We start from the raw sequence: 14,419 nt of genomic DNA, 5'->3' as shown, positions 1-14,419 counted from the left end.
CTCGGCATGCACCTCTAGAACCAACCCACCCGTAGGAGTCATCACGTAGATCTCTCGCGCCGCACGACTGGTCGGCACGAGCCCGGAAAGGCACGGCAATGAACAGTTCTCATACCTCCAGGTGGCGCCGATTCGGCGCCACGGTCGCGGCGCTCGCCGCGACCGCTGTGGTGATCGCCGGTTGCAGCTCAGGCGGCGCATCCACGTCGGCTGCCGGCTCGGCCCTGACCATCGCGAACGTGGGCGGCGCGACCTGGACCTGCGGCTTCAACCCGTTCAACCCGGCCGTCAACCAGGAGTCGTTCGGGTTCGCCTACGAACCGCTCATCTACGTCAACGCGCTGAAGAACAGCGCGCAGACCCCGATGCTCGCCAAGAGCGCCGCGTGGTCAGCCGACTACAAGACGCTGACCTTCACGATCCGCGACGGCGTGAAATGGAGTGACGGCAAGCCGTTCAGCGCCGCTGACGTCGCATTCACCTTCAACCTGCTGAAGAAGCACCCGGGCCTCGACCTCAACGCGATCTGGTCGTCGGGCCTCCAGTCGGTCGCCACGTCGGGCAGCGATCAGGTCGTCTTCACCTTCAGCTCCGCCGCGCAGCCGTACTTCTACTACATCGCGGACCAGACCCCGATCGTCCCCGAGCACGTCTGGTCGACGGGCAGCGCCGGCAGCGACCCCGTGAAGTTCAACGACCCGAAACCCGTCGGCACGGGCCCCTACACGGTCGCGAGCTGCTCGCCGCAGAACATCAAGTACACGGCGAACGGCAGCTACTGGCAGCCGGGCAAGCCGCAGGTCAAGACGGTCGACTACCCGTCGTACACCGACAATTCCCCCGCCAACCAGGACCTCGCGAGCGGCAAGGCGCAGTGGGGCGGCCAGTTCATTCCGAGCATCGACAAGTACTACGTCGCGAAGGACAAGGCGAACAACCACTACTGGTTCCCGCCGACCACGAACGTCAACCTCGCCTTCAACCTCAAGCACGATGTGACGGGCAAGGTCGAGGTGCGCCAGGCGATCGCGTACGCACTGAACCGCGACGACATCTCGAAGGTGGGTGAGAACGGCTACCAGCCGGGGGCCAACCAATCGGGGATCGTCACGCCGACGTACGACTCGTGGGTCGACAAGGACCTCGCGTCGCAGTACGACTACACGCAGAACCTCGACAAGGCGAAGTCGCTGCTCGCGTCCGCCGGATACTCCGACAGCAACCCGCTCAAGCTCAGCGTCATCACGGTCAGCGGCTACACCGACTGGGACGCGTCTCTCGGCGAGATCAAGCAGCAGCTCGCGAAGGTGGGCGTCGAGCTCACCGTGCAGGACCTCGCCGGCCAGACCTACGACTCACGGCTCTACACGGGCGACTTCGACCTGGCCTACATGGCCGAGACCGGCGGACCCGCGCCGTACTACGAGCTGCGTCAGCTGCTCTACAGCGGCAACTCCGCCCCCCTCGGTCAGAACGCCGCGACGAACTACATGCGGTTCGAGGACCCGTCCGTGGACGCGCTCATCAACTCCTACGCGAGCGCCAGCGACGACGAGCAGCACTCGATCGTGAGTCAGCTGCAGAAGGTCATGCTCACGGAGGTGCCCGTCATCCCGACGACCGAGAACGTGAGCTGGTACCAGTACAACACCAAGTCATTCACCGGCTGGCCGACGAAGTCGGACCCGTACGCGCTTCCCGCGCCGTACAACGTGCCGGACAACGAGCAGGTGCTGCTCGGGCTGAAGCCCGGCAAGTAGGCGACCCGGTCGGATGCCCGCACGCACTCGCTCCCGCAGTGGAGCCCGCGCGGGCATCCGACCTCACATTCGCCCGGTCATCGAGAGAGGAGCCGACGTGACTCGGCCTTGGAGCACATCGTGAGGTACGTTCTGCGACGGCTCGTGCTGTTCATGATCACGCTGTGGGTCGCGCTGACCGTCAACTTCTTCATCCCGCGGCTGATGCCCGGAAATCCGGCCGAGGCGATGATGGCGCGGTTCCGCGGCAGGGTGAACCCGGCCGCGCTGAAAGCGCTCGAGGCGGCCTTCGGCATCAACACGCAGAAGCCGTTGCTCGTGCAATACCTCGAGTACCTCGGCAACACCCTCACCGGCCACTTCGGCACCTCGCTGACCTTCTTCCCGCAGTCCGTCGGCACGGTGCTCGCGCAGGCCCTCCCCTGGACCCTCGGGCTGGTGGGCCTGACGACGATCATCGCGTTCGCCGCGGGAACGCTGATCGGCCTGGTCGCCGGCTGGCGGCGAGGCGGTGTGCTCGACAGCCTTCTGCCACCGGTGTTCGTGATCACTAGTGCGCTCCCCTTCTTCTGGGTCGGGCTGCTCCTGGTGCTGGCCTTCTCGGTGACGCTGAGCGTCCTGCCGAACGACGGTGCATTCGACGTCACGCTCACGCCCGGCTTCAACGGCGAGTTCATCGGCAGCGTCCTGACCCACGCGATCCTGCCGGCCGTGACGATCCTCGTCATCTCGATCGGCGGCTGGATCCTGACGATGCGCAACAACGTCGTGACCATCCTCACGGACGACTACATCAAGATGGCGCGGGCCAAGGGCCTCTCGAACACCACGATCATGTACGGGTACGCGGCCCGCAACGCGATCCTGCCGAACCTCGCCGGCTTCGCGATGTCGCTCGGCTTCGTCGTCTCCGGCTCGATCCTCGTCGAGTACACCTTCAACTACCCCGGCATCGGGTACATGCTGCTCCAGGCGGTCAACAACGAGGACTACCCGCTCATGCAGGCGATGTTCGTCATGATCACGGTGACGGTGCTCGTCGCGATCCTGATCTGCGACTTCTTGACCGTCCTGCTCGACCCGCGCGCACGAACGGAGGCGTGAGACATGACTGCTTCTGTGAACACGACGGATGCCGGCGTCCGGCCCGCCGCGCGCGCCAAGGCGCGGCGCAGGGGTGTCGGCGCGACGCTCTGGCGCGCGCTTCGCGGCAGCGGAAAAGCGCTCACCGGCGCGATCATGCTGGTGATCTTCCTCGTCGCGGCCATCTTTCCGAACCTCTTCACGCACGTCACGAACCCGGGCGCGCGCGCCTACGGGCTGAGCCTGCCGCCCAGCGCGAGCCACCTGCTCGGGACGACCTCCTACGGGCAGGACATCTGGGCGCAACTCGTCTGGGGAACCCGCCAGACGTTGTTCGTCGCCGTGATCGCCGGCGCGCTGGCCAGCGTGCTGTCCGTGCTGATCGGCGTGGCGGCCGCCTACCTGGGCGGCGTTGCCGACGACATCCTCTCGCTCCTGATCGACGTGTTCCTCGTCATCCCGGCGTTCCCGCTGATCATCGTGATCGCCGCGTATGCGAACGGCGGGAATCTCGCGATCATCGTCGCGGTGCTCGTCGTCACAGGGTGGTCATACGGCGCCCGCCAGCTGAGAGCCCAGGCGCTCTCGCTGCGCAGACGCGACTTCCTCGAATCCGCGCGCGTACGCGGCGAAGGCTGGTTCTACATCGTCGTCTGCGAGATCCTGCCGACCATGGTGTCGCTGATCGCGGCGAACTTCCTCGGCGCCGCCCTTTACGCCGTCCTCACGGCGGCCGGCCTGCAGTTCATCGGCCTCGGCAGCCCGAGTTCCGTCAGCTGGGGCACGATGCTGCACTGGGCGCAGTCCGCCGAGGCCCTGCAGACCGACCAGGCCTGGTGGGTCGTCGCCCCTGGCCTGTGCATCGCAGCACTCGGCGCGGCGTTCGCACTGCTGAACTACGCATTCGACGAGATCTCCAACCCGGCCCTGCGGCCGGTGCACCGGAACAGGAGGAACCGTGGCGGAAACTGATGCGCCCCTGCTCGACGTCCGCGGCCTGAGCGTGGTGTACGACACTGCATCCGGGCCGGTCACCGCCGTCGACGAGGTCGATCTGACGGTGAAGCGCGGCGAGTTCGTCGCCGTCGTCGGCGAATCCGGCTGCGGCAAGTCGACGATGCTCTTCGGCATCGCGCAGCTCCTGTCCCGGCCTGCGCGCATCGGCGGAGGCGAGGTGGTCTTCCGCGGGCAGAACCTGGTCGCTATGAACGACGCGCAGCTCGCGCCGGTGCGCTGGCAGAACCTCTCCGTCGTCATGCAGTCTGCGATGAACGCACTCAACCCCGTAAAGCGGATCGGCGCGCAATACGCCGACACCATGAAGGCGCACGGGACGCGGGACAAGGCGGAGATCCGGAAGCGCTCCGAGGAGGTGCTCGCGCTCGTCGGGATCGACAGGATCCACCTCGAGAGCTACCCGCATCAGCTCTCCGGCGGCATGCGCCAGCGCGCGATGATAGCGATGGCGCTGCTCTTCACTCCCGAGCTGATCATCATGGACGAGCCGACCTCGGCGCTCGACGTCGTGGCCCAGCGCTCGCTGATGCTTCAGATCAAGGAGCTGCAGCGCAAGCTCGGCTTCGCTGTGCTGTTCGTCACGCATGACATGTCACTCGTGAGCCATTTCTCCGACCGGCTGCTCGTCATGTACGCCGGGCGCGTGGTCGAGTTCGGCGACACCCGCGCCGTGTTCGACGCCCCGGCGCACCCGTACTCGAAGGGCCTGCTCGAGGCGTTCCCCTCGATCCGCGGCCCGAAGGTGCCGCTCGTCGGCATCCCCGGGTCCCCGCCTGCGCTGTCGGCCATGCCGCACGGCTGCCGCTATGCGCCACGCTGCCCGCTCGCGTACGCCGACTGCACCAGCGTCGAGCCAGCGCTCTACGCGGTCGACGACGTCCTGGCGCGATGCCTTCTGTACTCACCGGATCATCGGCCCCCCGCCTCCGATCGCACCATCGCCGGACGCCAGAAGGAGAACGTGGAATGAGCACGCCGATCCTCGAGACGCGAGGGCTGACCCGGGTGTTCCGCGTCGGCGGGTTCGCCGATCGACACGACCTGCACGCCGTCGACGACGCCGATTTCGTGATCAACGAGTCCGAGATCGTCGCGCTGGTCGGCGAGAGCGGCAGCGGGAAGTCGACGATCGCGCGCCTGCTCGCGCAGGTCTACCGGCCGAGCTCCGGCGAGATCCTGTTCGAGGGCGCGCCGCTGTCGTCGTTGACGAGCCGCCGCGACCAGATGCGGTACCGTGCCGCCGTGCCGATGGTGTTCCAGGACCCGTTCAGCTCCCTCAACCCGTCGTACCCGGTCTCTCACGGCATCCTGCGCGGACTGAAGCTGCACCGCCCCGAGCTGGACGCGGCGGCGCGCCGCGCCGAGGCCGAGCGCGTCACCGAGGTCGTCGGCCTGACCCCGGCGCGGGAGGCGCTCGAGAAGTACCCGCACGAGATGTCGGGCGGCCAGCGCCAGCGCATCGGATTCGCCCAGGCGCTGGCATACCGCCCGAAGGTGATCCTCGCCGACGAACCGGTGTCGATGCTCGACATCTCGATCCGCATCGGTCTGCTGAACGTCATGGCAAAGCTGCGCGACGAAGAGGGCGTCTCACTCCTCTACATCACGCACGACATCGCGAGCGCGCGCTACATCGCCGATCGCATGATGGTGATGTACGCGGGGCGGGTGGTCGAGTCGGGCCCGGTCGACGAGGTGCTGCAGGCGCCGCGGCATCCGTACACCCAGCTGCTGGTCGCCGCTGTACCCGACCCGCGCGCGCCGCTGGCCGTGAGCGCAGAGCGAGCCGCGGGCGAGCCGCCCAAGGTGATCGACCCGACGCCCGGCTGCCGCTTCGCCGACCGGTGCCCACTCGCAAAAGAGGTGTGCCGGCGGGTGACGCCGCCGCTGCTCGCCCTCGAGCCGGCGCACACGGTCGCCTGCCACGTCGCGGCCGAGAGCGTCGGGCGCGGCGCCGAGTCCGTGTCGGTCGGCGCGGCCGCATGACCGGCGGCGCCGAGCTCGCTGCGCGGCTCTCCGCTGCCGCCGACGACGGGGCCCTCGCCGCCCTCGGGTTCCGCAACGACGACCGTGACGACGTCAAGCTGGCGCTCGCGGCCGCACTCGCCGACCGCGAGCGGATGGCCGAGATCCAGCTGCTGGCCGACCGGCTGCGCGTGGCCATCGGCCGCATCGATCGCGAGACGGATGCCTTCGACGTGCCTGCCGCCGCGAGCGACTGGCGAGGCGTCGGGGTCACGCCCATGCTGGCGCTGCTCGCGGTCGCAGACGATGTGCGGGCGTTCCACCGCTCGCGCGGGGTCCCACCCGAGATCTCCAACCGCTCGCTGTCGGACCTCGGGCAGCAGGCCTGGGTGCACCGTCGCACCTATGGCACGTTCGGCGTGCATACCTACGCGTGGCTCGTCACGGCCTTCAGCGGCAACCTGTACTGGCTTGGGCGGCTGCAGTTCAATCTGGTGCACCGTTCCGACGGCTGGGTGCTGTCGACGCACATCCCCGAGTCCGGGCCGCTCACGCCCGAGGCGGTCGACGACTCCTTCCGCGAGGCCTCGGCGTTCTTCGCCGCGCACTTTCCCGACTACCCCACCGAGCTGTTCCATTGCGGCTCATGGCTGCTCGACCCTCAGCTCGCCCAGGTGCTGAAGCCCGACTCGAACATGGTGCGGTTCCAGCAGCGCTGGAACCTCGAGGAGGAAGTCGGCCCCGGCGACGCCGACGCGATCTTCTTCGTGTTCCGGCGGCGCGGCGACGTCGACCGCAGCACGCTCCCCCGCGACACCACACTGCAACGGGCGATCCTCGACAAGATCGATGCCGGCGGCCACTGGGCGCTGTGGAGCGGCACCACCCCGCAGGCGCCGTTCCGGGCGGTGCACGCGTGACCGCGCCGGTCATCGGGCTCATCGGGGCGGGCGGCATCGCTCAGGTGCATCTGCCCGGTTGGCTGTCTCTGGGGTTCGAGGTGGTCGTACACTCGCTCGACGGCAACGCGCCCGAGCTCACCGGGCGCTTGGGCGGCCGGGTCGCCGCCTCGCTGGACGAGCTGCTGGAGCGTGCCGACATCGTCGACGTCGTCACGCCGACCGGCGCGCACCGCGAGCTCGTCGAACGCGCGGCGGCGGCCGGCCGGCACATCGTCTGCGAGAAGCCCCTCGCGCTGACGGCGGCCGATGCCGCGGCGATGATCGCGGCGTGCGAGCGGGCAGGGGTGCGGCTGTTCCCCGCGCACGTCGTGCGCTATTTCCCGGCATACGCTGCCCTGCACGAGGCCGTCGCGAGCGGGCGCGTCTCGGCGCCCGCCGTGCAGCGGTTCTTCCGCATCGGCGCCAGGCCGCAGACGCCCTGGTATCTCGATCGGGCCCGATCGGGCGGCATCGCGATGGATCAGATGATCCACGACTTCGATCAGGCGCGCTGGATCGTCGGTGAGGTCGAGGCGGTGTTCGCGACGCAGTCCGGCGACGAGACGACGACGTCGACCACCGTCCAGGCGATGCTGCGCCACCGCTCGGGCGCCATCACCCACGTGAACGGCGTGTGGGGCGCTGAGACGCTCGACTTCCACACCGGGTTCTCGGCAGCCGGGCCGGGTTGGCTGCTCGAACATGATTCGCTCAGGCATCCGATTCTCCAACTGCACGGGCGAGCGGATGCCGGGGGGCCGGCCTACCTTCCCCCTGTGAGCGCCGCGACCAGCCCGTACACCGCGGAGCTCGCGGACTTCGCCGCCGCGATCCGCGATGGCGGCCCCGCGCGCGTCTCTGCCGACGACGGCCTGCACGCGGTGCGCATCGCGGCCGCCGTGAACCGCTCGCTCGCGCAGAACGCGGAGGTCACCGTGGAGGAGACGCCGTGAGAGTCGGGATCATCTCGTTCGCGCACACGCACGCAAGCTCATACGCTCAGATCCTGCGCGACCGGCCAGACGTGGAATGCCTTGCCACCGACCCCGACTTCGCGTCGCGTCCCGCAGGCGAATCCGGCGGCCGCGAACTCGCGGAGAAGCTCGGCATCGGCTATGTCGACACCGTCGAAGCGCTGCTGGACTGGCATCCGGATGCCGTGATCGTCTGCTCGGAGAACGCGAGGCACGCCGACTACGCGGTCCTAGCCGCCGCGGCCGGGGCCAACGTGCTCTGCGAGAAGCCGCTGGCCACGACCCGCGAGGACGCCCATCGGATCATCGAGGCGTGCGAGCAGGCCGGCGTCGTGCTGATGACGGCCTTCCCCGTGCGCTTCACCCCCGAGTACGCGCAGCTGAGGGACCACGTGCGCGCGGGCGCCCTGGGCAGGGTGCTCAGCATCAGCGGGGCGAACAACGGAAAGCTCCCGAGCGAGCGCGCCTGGTTCGCCGACCCGGCCCTGGCCGGCGGCGGCGCGGTCGCCGACCACACCGTGCACATCGCCGACCTGGTCTTCGGGCTCTTCCCCGGTATCGCCGCCGAGGAGGTGTTCGCGGTCGCGAACCACCAGCTGCACCCCGAGCGCGCGGCCGAGACCGCAGGGCTCGTGTCGATCCGGTACTCGAACGGCGTGACCGTGACGATCGACTGCAGCTGGTCCGTGCCCGACCACTACCCCACCTGGGGCGGCCTGACCATCCGTGTGATCGCAGAGCAGGGCATCGCAGAGCTCGCCCCGTTCGCCGCGCGCATCGACGGGTTCGGCGATGCCGAGAATGCGCCGCTCTGGCTTCCGTACGGCACCGATCTGGATGCCGCGATGCTCGACGAATTCCTCAATGCGGTTGCCGAGGGCCGAGCGCCGACGCCGAGCGGCGTCGACGGGCTTCGGGCGCTCGAGGTGGTGCTGGCCGCCTATGAGTCCATCTCGACGCGGCGGCCGGCCGCGGTGCACGGTTGAGCCGGAAACCGCCGCGAGAGCCTCAGGCGGCACGCACCTTGTTGTTCCGTGCGTCGTGGGTGAGCTCGGCGAGGCCGAGCTGTTCGAGCAGCGGCGGCAGGTACATGCCGAATCGCCCCCGATAACCCTTGCGGGTGCCGTACCAGCCCCCGACCGGGTTGTCCTCAGCGCGGCCCCACGCTTCGACCGCGCCGTCGGCGGCGGCCTTCTGCTCGTCGGCCGCCCCGAGCGGTACCCAGTCGCCCTGCTCGACGAGCCAGGCATGCAGGTCGTCGATCGCGCGCGCGAGATACGTGAGCTTCGTCGCGCCGACCTGGCAGACCAGAAGGGGCGGGTCGACCGAGTCGTCGCGGTACATCGTGTAGCTCGAGGTGCCCGGCGCGGTCGTCAACTGCCACGGGTCGTCTTTGGTTCCGCCGCTCATGCGCGAACGGTACCGCCGCATGCGCGGCGCTGCCAGGGATGAGCAGAAGGCGCGATCATCGAGATCGGCTGCGTTGCAGAGAAGCTGTTCCCCCACGACCGTGGCCGTCGCGGTCTTCGGGCTGGAGCCGCTCGCCGGCGCCGAGAAGTCGAGCGAAGCCGAGGGGCGGGCCCGAGCCTGCCCTCGCTCAACCGCGCGCGCCGCGCGCCCCATAGTGGCGCGACCGCAGTGCGACGAAGACCGCTGAGCACACGATCGCGAACGCCGAGCCCGTGAGCACCGCCAGCGTGCCCTCGTCCGCGATCTCAGGCGAGCCGCGGAAGGCGAGCTCGTTGAGCAGCAGCGACACGGTGAAGCCGACCCCGCCCAGGCATCCGATCATCAACAGATCCACCGGGCTGCGCGCCACGCCCGAGCTGGTGCGCAGAGCCCGACCGCCCACCCAACCCGCGATCACGATGCCGATCAGCTTCCCGAGCGGCAGGGCGACCACGATCGCCCAGAACTCAGCGTGCAGTCCGCCTGCGCCGACCGTCGGGAACGCGACGGCCGCCGCCGCGAACGCGAACAGCGGCAGCACGATGCCGTTGGTGACCGGCTCGAGCATCGCGCGGATCCGGCCACCGGGCTGCCTGGCAATCACAAAGCCGAGCGCGACACCCGCGATCGTCGCGTGCACGCCGCTCATCAGCACGAACCACCAGGTCAGCACCGCCAGCACCCACAACACGGTGACGACCGGCCACTGCCGCCGTCGCGCCAGCACATAGGACGACCGCGGCGCCAGCAGACGGCTCATCCACGCGAAGACCAGCAGGCACGACGCTGCGCCGCCCAGCCATGGCAGTTGCACGGACTGCGTGAAGAAGAACGCGATGATCAGAATCGCGATCAGGTCGTCGATGACCGCGAGCGCGAGCAGGAACACGCGGACATGATTCGGGATGCTCCGGCCGAACAGCCCCAGGATCCCGAGGGCGAACGCGATGTCGGTTGCCGTCGGGATCGGCCACCCCTGCGAGAAATCGTGCCCGGCGATGGCGACGTACACGAGCGCGGGCGCGATGACGCCGCCGAGGGCGGCGATCGCCGGCAGTGCGGCCTTTCGCGGCGAGTTCAGCTCGCCGACCGCGAGCTCGCGGCGAAGCTCGACCGAGACCGCGAAGAAGAACAGCGCGAGCAGGCCGTCGCTCACCCAGTGCTTCGGGGAGAGATCGAGGCCGGGGATCGCCACGTGCGGGTGCCAGTTCGCGAACGCGACCAGCGCGGCGCCGATGCCCGGCAGGTTCGCCAGCAGCAGGCCCAACGCGGCGGCTCCCAGCAGCAGCGCGGCGCCGATCCGCTCAGATCGCAAGTGGCTCACGCCGCAATACTCGCAGGCGCCTCGAGCGGCCGGCGCCGCCGCTCCGAAGGCAAAGAGAAAGGCCCCGTGAGGGGCCTTCTTCCCAGCGTTCTCACCTGTTGTAGCTGAGGCGGGACTCGAACCCGCGACCTCACGATTATGCATAGGTAAGCCGCGTACGGTCCCCAACAATTCGAATAGCCGCTCTCATAACCGATTTCGAGGTCAGAGGGCTTCACATGCTGTCACTGGCCTGCGCCCAATCTGCGGGGTAAGTGCGGGGTCATCGGGCTGCAGACTACAACAATTGGGCGACCGCCAACGGGCATCGAGGTTCTCTCCTGCGAACATCGCTCTGCCTGAGGTGTCGGTGTGATCTGAACCCACATCGCGGTCCGAATCTCGTGCGGCGCGCGGCACTTCGGCCGCGTCCCAGTGCCCATGTGCCCCAGCTGAATCTGGACTCGAACCCGTGTCTAGGCGTCATTCAACCGGGATCTACATCACGGCAGAATGCTCCGCACCGTCGCGTAGCTGAACTTGATGATTCCCAGTTGAACAAAGGGCAGCCGGCTCATCGCAGCAGACGCCGCGCTGAAGTCAGGCAGCGTGAGAACGAGCGTCACGCTTCTATGGTCCTCGTGAAGGTACGCGTTTCGAACGATGCCTGCCTCGTGTAGATCGGCGAGAACTTTGTCTTCTTCAGCCCTGAGCCCGTCTGTGACGCGTGATGGGTCAAGGATCTCGCCTGTTGCGACGAACGTATTCATGGCTGCCTCTCCTGGGCACGGTGTTTCGTGGCCAATCGCAATGCTAACTTGCGGATTAGAAGTTAGGCTAAAGTCGATTGGGGAACGCAGCCCGGCACTTTGGCGCGCATACGATGTCGCCGTGAGCAGTCAAGCGGTTCGCAGACAAGCGCCCAGTCCCGAGGATCTGACCCCAAAGGGCCGCGCCACTCGAACGCGGATCGTCGAGCTCGCAGCCAGTTACGTGCACGCGCACGGCATCGCCAGCTCAACCATTGAAGAACTCAGAGCGGCGGCGAATGCCAGCCCATCGCAGTTGACGCATTATTTCGGCGATCGGCGGGAGCTCGTCACGGCTGTGATCAATGAGCTGATCGAATCCACGATTGACGCGCAGGAGCCGTTGCTGTCCAACCTCACTTCGTTTGACGCGTTCGAGCACTGGTGTGAGTACCAGGTCGGCGTGCAGCTCCGGAATGCGTGCGTTGGGGGTTGCCCAGTCGGATCGCTTGTTGGACAGGTTGCCGAGGTGGACGACGAGTGGCGCCAGCTAGTCGGCGAGGGATTCGAGCGGTGGCGGGAGCCGATCGTGGTGGGAATTCGAGTGATGCAGGAGCGAGGGCTGATCTCTAGAACCGCCGGCGCAGAGAAACTCGCGACGAGCGCACTGGCGGCGCTCGAGGGCGGAGCCGTGCTGTCGCAGGCCACTCGAAGCGTGACGCCGCTTGCGGACGCGCTCGAGATGTTCATGGCGCTCCTACGGTCGTACGCAACGAGCGGCGCCGTCAGCTAAGCCCCGCAACCGAGCGGGCAAGCCTCCCATAGGTCTGCTGCACCGTTTCGGCTTGATCGAGATAGCTGCCCACGAGGACGGCGTCGCGCAACATGACGAGTTCGTCCGCCTTTTCAGCGGCATCCGCCCGTCCGCCCGCGGTGAGGTAGCGCTCGAGTGAGGCGCGGAACCACTCCCGGTGATCGGCGACGACCTGACGTACTGGACCGGCTGCTTCGGGGTATTCCGCGGCCGCATTGATAAATGGGCACCCGCGGGTGTGATGTCTTGCCGCATCGAGGGCGATGCCGTCGATAGCAAGTGCGAGCAGCTGACCTGGTGACTCGGCACCGTTCTCTGCGGCGGCAAAGGCCTCGCGCAGTTGCTCGTCTTCACGCTTGAGATAGGCGACGATCAGGCCTTCCTTGCCGCCGAAGTGGCGATAGAGCGTCGTGCGGGTCACGTTCGCTTCCAGCAGGATCCGGTCGACTCCGATCGAAGTGATGCCCTCCCGGTAGAACAGGCCGCTAGCGACATCGAGGAGGCGGTCGCGGGGCCGGGGAACGACCTTTTTGGTATCTGGCACACCAAAAAAATAGCACGCGGAACGACCGTTCTTTCTGTTTTGCATTTCTGGTTGACATCGCACCTGTTTTCTGGTTTAGTTCACACCTGTCAGAACGAACGTTCTTTCTTCTCTATTGAATTCGGAGCAGCAATGTCTCGCACCCCCCGTCGCCGTCTGGCCCTCACCATCGGCATCGCCGCGGCTACCGCTACGGCCGCACTGATCCCCGCGACGACCGCGTTCGCCAACACCGATCACGCGGCGCATCACGCGCAGGCTCCCAGCCACCTGGCACCTAAGCCGACGATCGTCCTCGTTCACGGAGCTTGGGCGGATGCCTCGAGCTTCGCCCCTATCACCTCGCGCCTGATCGCAGACGGCTACACGGTGCTCAGCGCGCCGACCCCGCTTCGCGGGCTCGCGTCGGACTCCGCCTCGGTCGCGGCGTTCGTGAACCAGGCCACCTCCGGCCCTGTGATCCTCGTCGGCCACTCCTACGGCGGCGCCGTGATCAGCGAGGCCGCCCTCTCCGCTCCGACCGTGAAGGGCCTCGTCTACGTGGATGCGTTCGCGCCGGCTACCGGCGAGACCATCGTTGATCTGGCAGGCGCTAAGCCCGGCTCGGCGCTGGCGGCCGACCCGACGTCGATCTTCGACTTCGTGCAGGACCCTGCGCAGCCCGCGGGCGACGTCGACGTCTACATCAAGCGCTCGCTGTTCGCCGGTATCTTCGGCGCCGACCTCCCCAAGCAGGAAGCCGCGGGTCTGGCCGCTACCGAGTCGGCGATCTCCGTTGGTGCGCTGAACGAGCCCGCCACGGGTGCCGCATGGAAGACCCTCCCGAGCTGGTTCTACATCGGAACCGACGACAAGGTCATCCCCACCGCGGAGCAGGTCGCCATGGCTCAGCGCGCGCACGGCACCATCGTGACGGGCAAGGCCGATCACCTGTCCATGCTCGAGCAGCCGAAAGCGATCGCATCGCTGATCGAGCGCGCCGCCTCGTCGACCACGCACAACAAGTAAGGCAGCGACATGACTCCTCCCGTCATCTTCATCCATGGCCTGTGGGTGCACTCCTCCGCGTGGGAGCCCTGGGTCCAGAAGTTCACTAAGGCCGGCTTCAACGCTGCGGCGATCGACTGGCCGGGCGACAGCCCGACCGTGGCCGAAAGCAGGCAGCACCCGGAGCGCGTCGCCGGGATCGGGATCGCAGAGATCACAGCCCACTACGAGCGAGAGATCGCCAAGCTGTCCGAGCGTCCGATCGTGGTCGGGCACTCCTTCGGCGGCCTGGTGGCCCAGAAGCTGCTGTCCTCGCGGCTCGCCGCCGCAGCAGTTGCGATCGACCCGGCGCCCATCAAGGGCGTCAAGGCCCTGCCGCTCGCGCAGATCCGGTCTGCGCTGCCTGTCGTGAAGAGCAAGTCGAACTTCACCAAGGCGGTCAGCCTCAAGCGCGGCCAGTTCCGGTACGGCTTCGGCAACACCCTGTCCAAGGCGGAGTCGAACGAACTCTTCGACCGATTCGCCATCCCCGGCCCCGGGCGGCCCGTCTTCGAGCTGACCGCGGCAAAGAAGGATGCCAACTCCCCCACCATCGTCGACACCGCCGGGCGCGAGCGCGGCCCGCTGCTGATCATCGGCGGCGAGAAGGATCACACCATCCCCGAGGTCGTCGCACGCCAGGCCGCGGCCCTCTACGCGGGAGGAACCCGCACCGAGTATCGGAAGATCGCGGCCCGCGGCCACTCGCTCGTCTTCGACAGCGGCTGGCGCACCGTCGCTGACCTGACCCTCGAATGGATCCAGCGCCAGGTCAAGGCATAGTCCAATAGCCT

At 67.8% G+C, this 14,419-nt stretch carries 15 protein-coding genes; 11 read left to right on the top strand and 4 right to left on the bottom strand.

Translation table 11 applies throughout. The annotated features are described in order from the left end of the window. Nucleotides 1-98 precede the first annotated feature (98 nt). From D7I44_RS10520 to D7I44_RS10490, 8 genes are all read left to right on the top strand, one after another. Nucleotides 99-1,760, top strand: a complete 1,662-nt coding sequence (locus D7I44_RS10520; RefSeq protein WP_120789459.1) for an ABC transporter substrate-binding protein — start codon at nt 99-101, stop codon at nt 1,758-1,760. Nucleotides 1,761-1,880: 120 nt separating this feature from the next. Continuing rightward, the gene (locus D7I44_RS10515; protein ID WP_120790899.1) at nt 1,881-2,864 is read left to right on the top strand and encodes an ABC transporter permease; all 984 of its coding nucleotides are present in this window, start codon (nt 1,881-1,883) and stop codon (nt 2,862-2,864) included. Between the two features lie 3 nt (nt 2,865-2,867). Then, complete coding sequence (locus D7I44_RS10510) at nt 2,868-3,815, top strand: ABC transporter permease (protein WP_120789458.1); 948 nt, start codon at nt 2,868-2,870, stop codon at nt 3,813-3,815. Beyond that, nucleotides 3,802-4,830 carry an ABC transporter ATP-binding protein gene (locus tag D7I44_RS10505; RefSeq protein ID WP_120789457.1) on the top strand — a complete coding sequence of 343 codons (1,029 nt, stop codon included), beginning with the start codon at nt 3,802-3,804 and terminating at the stop codon, nt 4,828-4,830. Before D7I44_RS10510 ends, D7I44_RS10505 begins: the two co-directional genes overlap by 14 nt. Next, nucleotides 4,827-5,846 carry an ABC transporter ATP-binding protein gene (locus tag D7I44_RS10500; protein ID WP_120789456.1) on the top strand — a complete coding sequence of 340 codons (1,020 nt, stop codon included), beginning with the start codon at nt 4,827-4,829 and terminating at the stop codon, nt 5,844-5,846. Before D7I44_RS10505 ends, D7I44_RS10500 begins: the two co-directional genes overlap by 4 nt. Then, nucleotides 5,843-6,745: an acyltransferase domain-containing protein gene (locus D7I44_RS18200; RefSeq protein WP_162940212.1), complete on the top strand. Its 903-nt coding sequence runs from the start codon at nt 5,843-5,845 to the stop codon at nt 6,743-6,745. The genes D7I44_RS10500 and D7I44_RS18200 overlap by 4 nt, the downstream gene beginning before the upstream one ends. Next, on the top strand, nt 6,742-7,719 hold the full coding sequence (locus D7I44_RS10495; RefSeq protein ID WP_162940211.1) for a Gfo/Idh/MocA family protein: 978 nt from the start codon (nt 6,742-6,744) through the stop codon (nt 7,717-7,719). The genes D7I44_RS18200 and D7I44_RS10495 overlap by 4 nt, the downstream gene beginning before the upstream one ends. Next, entirely contained in the window at nt 7,716-8,726 is a 1,011-nt protein-coding gene (locus D7I44_RS10490) for a Gfo/Idh/MocA family protein (protein WP_120789454.1), read from the top strand. Before D7I44_RS10495 ends, D7I44_RS10490 begins: the two co-directional genes overlap by 4 nt. Nucleotides 8,727-8,748: 22 nt before the next feature. Here the strand turns inward: D7I44_RS10490 and D7I44_RS10485 are convergent, their stop codons facing one another. From D7I44_RS10485 to D7I44_RS18195, 3 genes are all read right to left on the bottom strand, one after another. Continuing rightward, the gene (locus D7I44_RS10485; RefSeq protein WP_120790898.1) at nt 8,749-9,150 is read right to left on the bottom strand and encodes a DUF6855 family protein; all 402 of its coding nucleotides are present in this window, start codon (nt 9,148-9,150) and stop codon (nt 8,749-8,751) included. A gap of 187 nt (nt 9,151-9,337) precedes the next feature. After that, entirely contained in the window at nt 9,338-10,513 is a 1,176-nt protein-coding gene (locus D7I44_RS10480; RefSeq protein ID WP_120789453.1) for a Na+/H+ antiporter NhaA, read from the bottom strand. A gap of 482 nt (nt 10,514-10,995) precedes the next feature. Next, the gene (locus D7I44_RS18195; protein ID WP_162940210.1) at nt 10,996-11,262 is read right to left on the bottom strand and encodes a hypothetical protein; all 267 of its coding nucleotides are present in this window, start codon (nt 11,260-11,262) and stop codon (nt 10,996-10,998) included. Between the two features lie 121 nt (nt 11,263-11,383). On the opposite strand from D7I44_RS18195, the gene D7I44_RS10475 reads away from it, so the two are divergent. Beyond that, nucleotides 11,384-12,034, top strand: a complete 651-nt coding sequence (locus D7I44_RS10475; RefSeq protein ID WP_162940209.1) for a TetR/AcrR family transcriptional regulator — start codon at nt 11,384-11,386, stop codon at nt 12,032-12,034. Here the strand turns inward: D7I44_RS10475 and D7I44_RS10470 are convergent. Continuing rightward, nucleotides 12,027-12,599 (bottom strand): TetR/AcrR family transcriptional regulator, encoded by a 573-nt coding sequence (locus D7I44_RS10470; protein WP_245979530.1) that lies wholly within the window; start codon nt 12,597-12,599, stop codon nt 12,027-12,029. The two genes, D7I44_RS10475 and D7I44_RS10470, sit on opposite strands and share 8 nt — an antisense overlap. Nucleotides 12,600-12,731: 132 nt before the next feature. Here D7I44_RS10470 and D7I44_RS10465 point away from each other — a divergent pair, with 132 nt between their 5' ends. Both D7I44_RS10465 and D7I44_RS10460 read left to right on the top strand, forming a co-directional pair. Next, a complete protein-coding gene (locus tag D7I44_RS10465) occupies nt 12,732-13,607 on the top strand; it encodes an alpha/beta fold hydrolase (RefSeq protein ID WP_120789450.1) in 876 nt (291 codons plus the stop codon). A 9-nt stretch (nt 13,608-13,616) separates the two neighbouring features. Next, the gene (locus D7I44_RS10460; protein ID WP_120789449.1) at nt 13,617-14,408 is read left to right on the top strand and encodes an alpha/beta hydrolase; all 792 of its coding nucleotides are present in this window, start codon (nt 13,617-13,619) and stop codon (nt 14,406-14,408) included. Nucleotides 14,409-14,419: the final 11 nt, after the last annotated feature.

It is taken from the genome of Gryllotalpicola protaetiae (assembly GCF_003627055.1).
GTDB classification, from domain to species: Bacteria; Actinomycetota; Actinomycetes; order Actinomycetales; family Microbacteriaceae; genus Gryllotalpicola; species Gryllotalpicola protaetiae.
Note: the sequence above shows the minus strand (reverse complement) of the source record. Positions and strands in the feature narration are given on the sequence as shown.

Bases quoted from the DNA above. Each gene is read 5' to 3' on its own strand.
- D7I44_RS18195 (WP_162940210.1), bottom strand. From the start codon at position 11,262: ATGAATACGTTCGTCGCAACAGGCGAGATCCTTGACCCATCACGCGTC.
- D7I44_RS10510 (WP_120789458.1), top strand. From the start codon at position 2,868: ATGACTGCTTCTGTGAACACGACGGATGCCGGCGTCCGGCCCGCCGCG.
- D7I44_RS10460 (WP_120789449.1), top strand. From the start codon at position 13,617: ATGACTCCTCCCGTCATCTTCATCCATGGCCTGTGGGTGCACTCCTCC.
- D7I44_RS10465 (WP_120789450.1), top strand. From the start codon at position 12,732: ATGTCTCGCACCCCCCGTCGCCGTCTGGCCCTCACCATCGGCATCGCC.
- D7I44_RS10520 (WP_120789459.1), top strand. From the start codon at position 99: ATGAACAGTTCTCATACCTCCAGGTGGCGCCGATTCGGCGCCACGGTC.
- D7I44_RS18200 (WP_162940212.1), top strand. From the start codon at position 5,843: ATGACCGGCGGCGCCGAGCTCGCTGCGCGGCTCTCCGCTGCCGCCGAC.
- D7I44_RS10485 (WP_120790898.1), bottom strand. From the start codon at position 9,150: ATGAGCGGCGGAACCAAAGACGACCCGTGGCAGTTGACGACCGCGCCG.
- D7I44_RS10500 (WP_120789456.1), top strand. From the start codon at position 4,827: ATGAGCACGCCGATCCTCGAGACGCGAGGGCTGACCCGGGTGTTCCGC.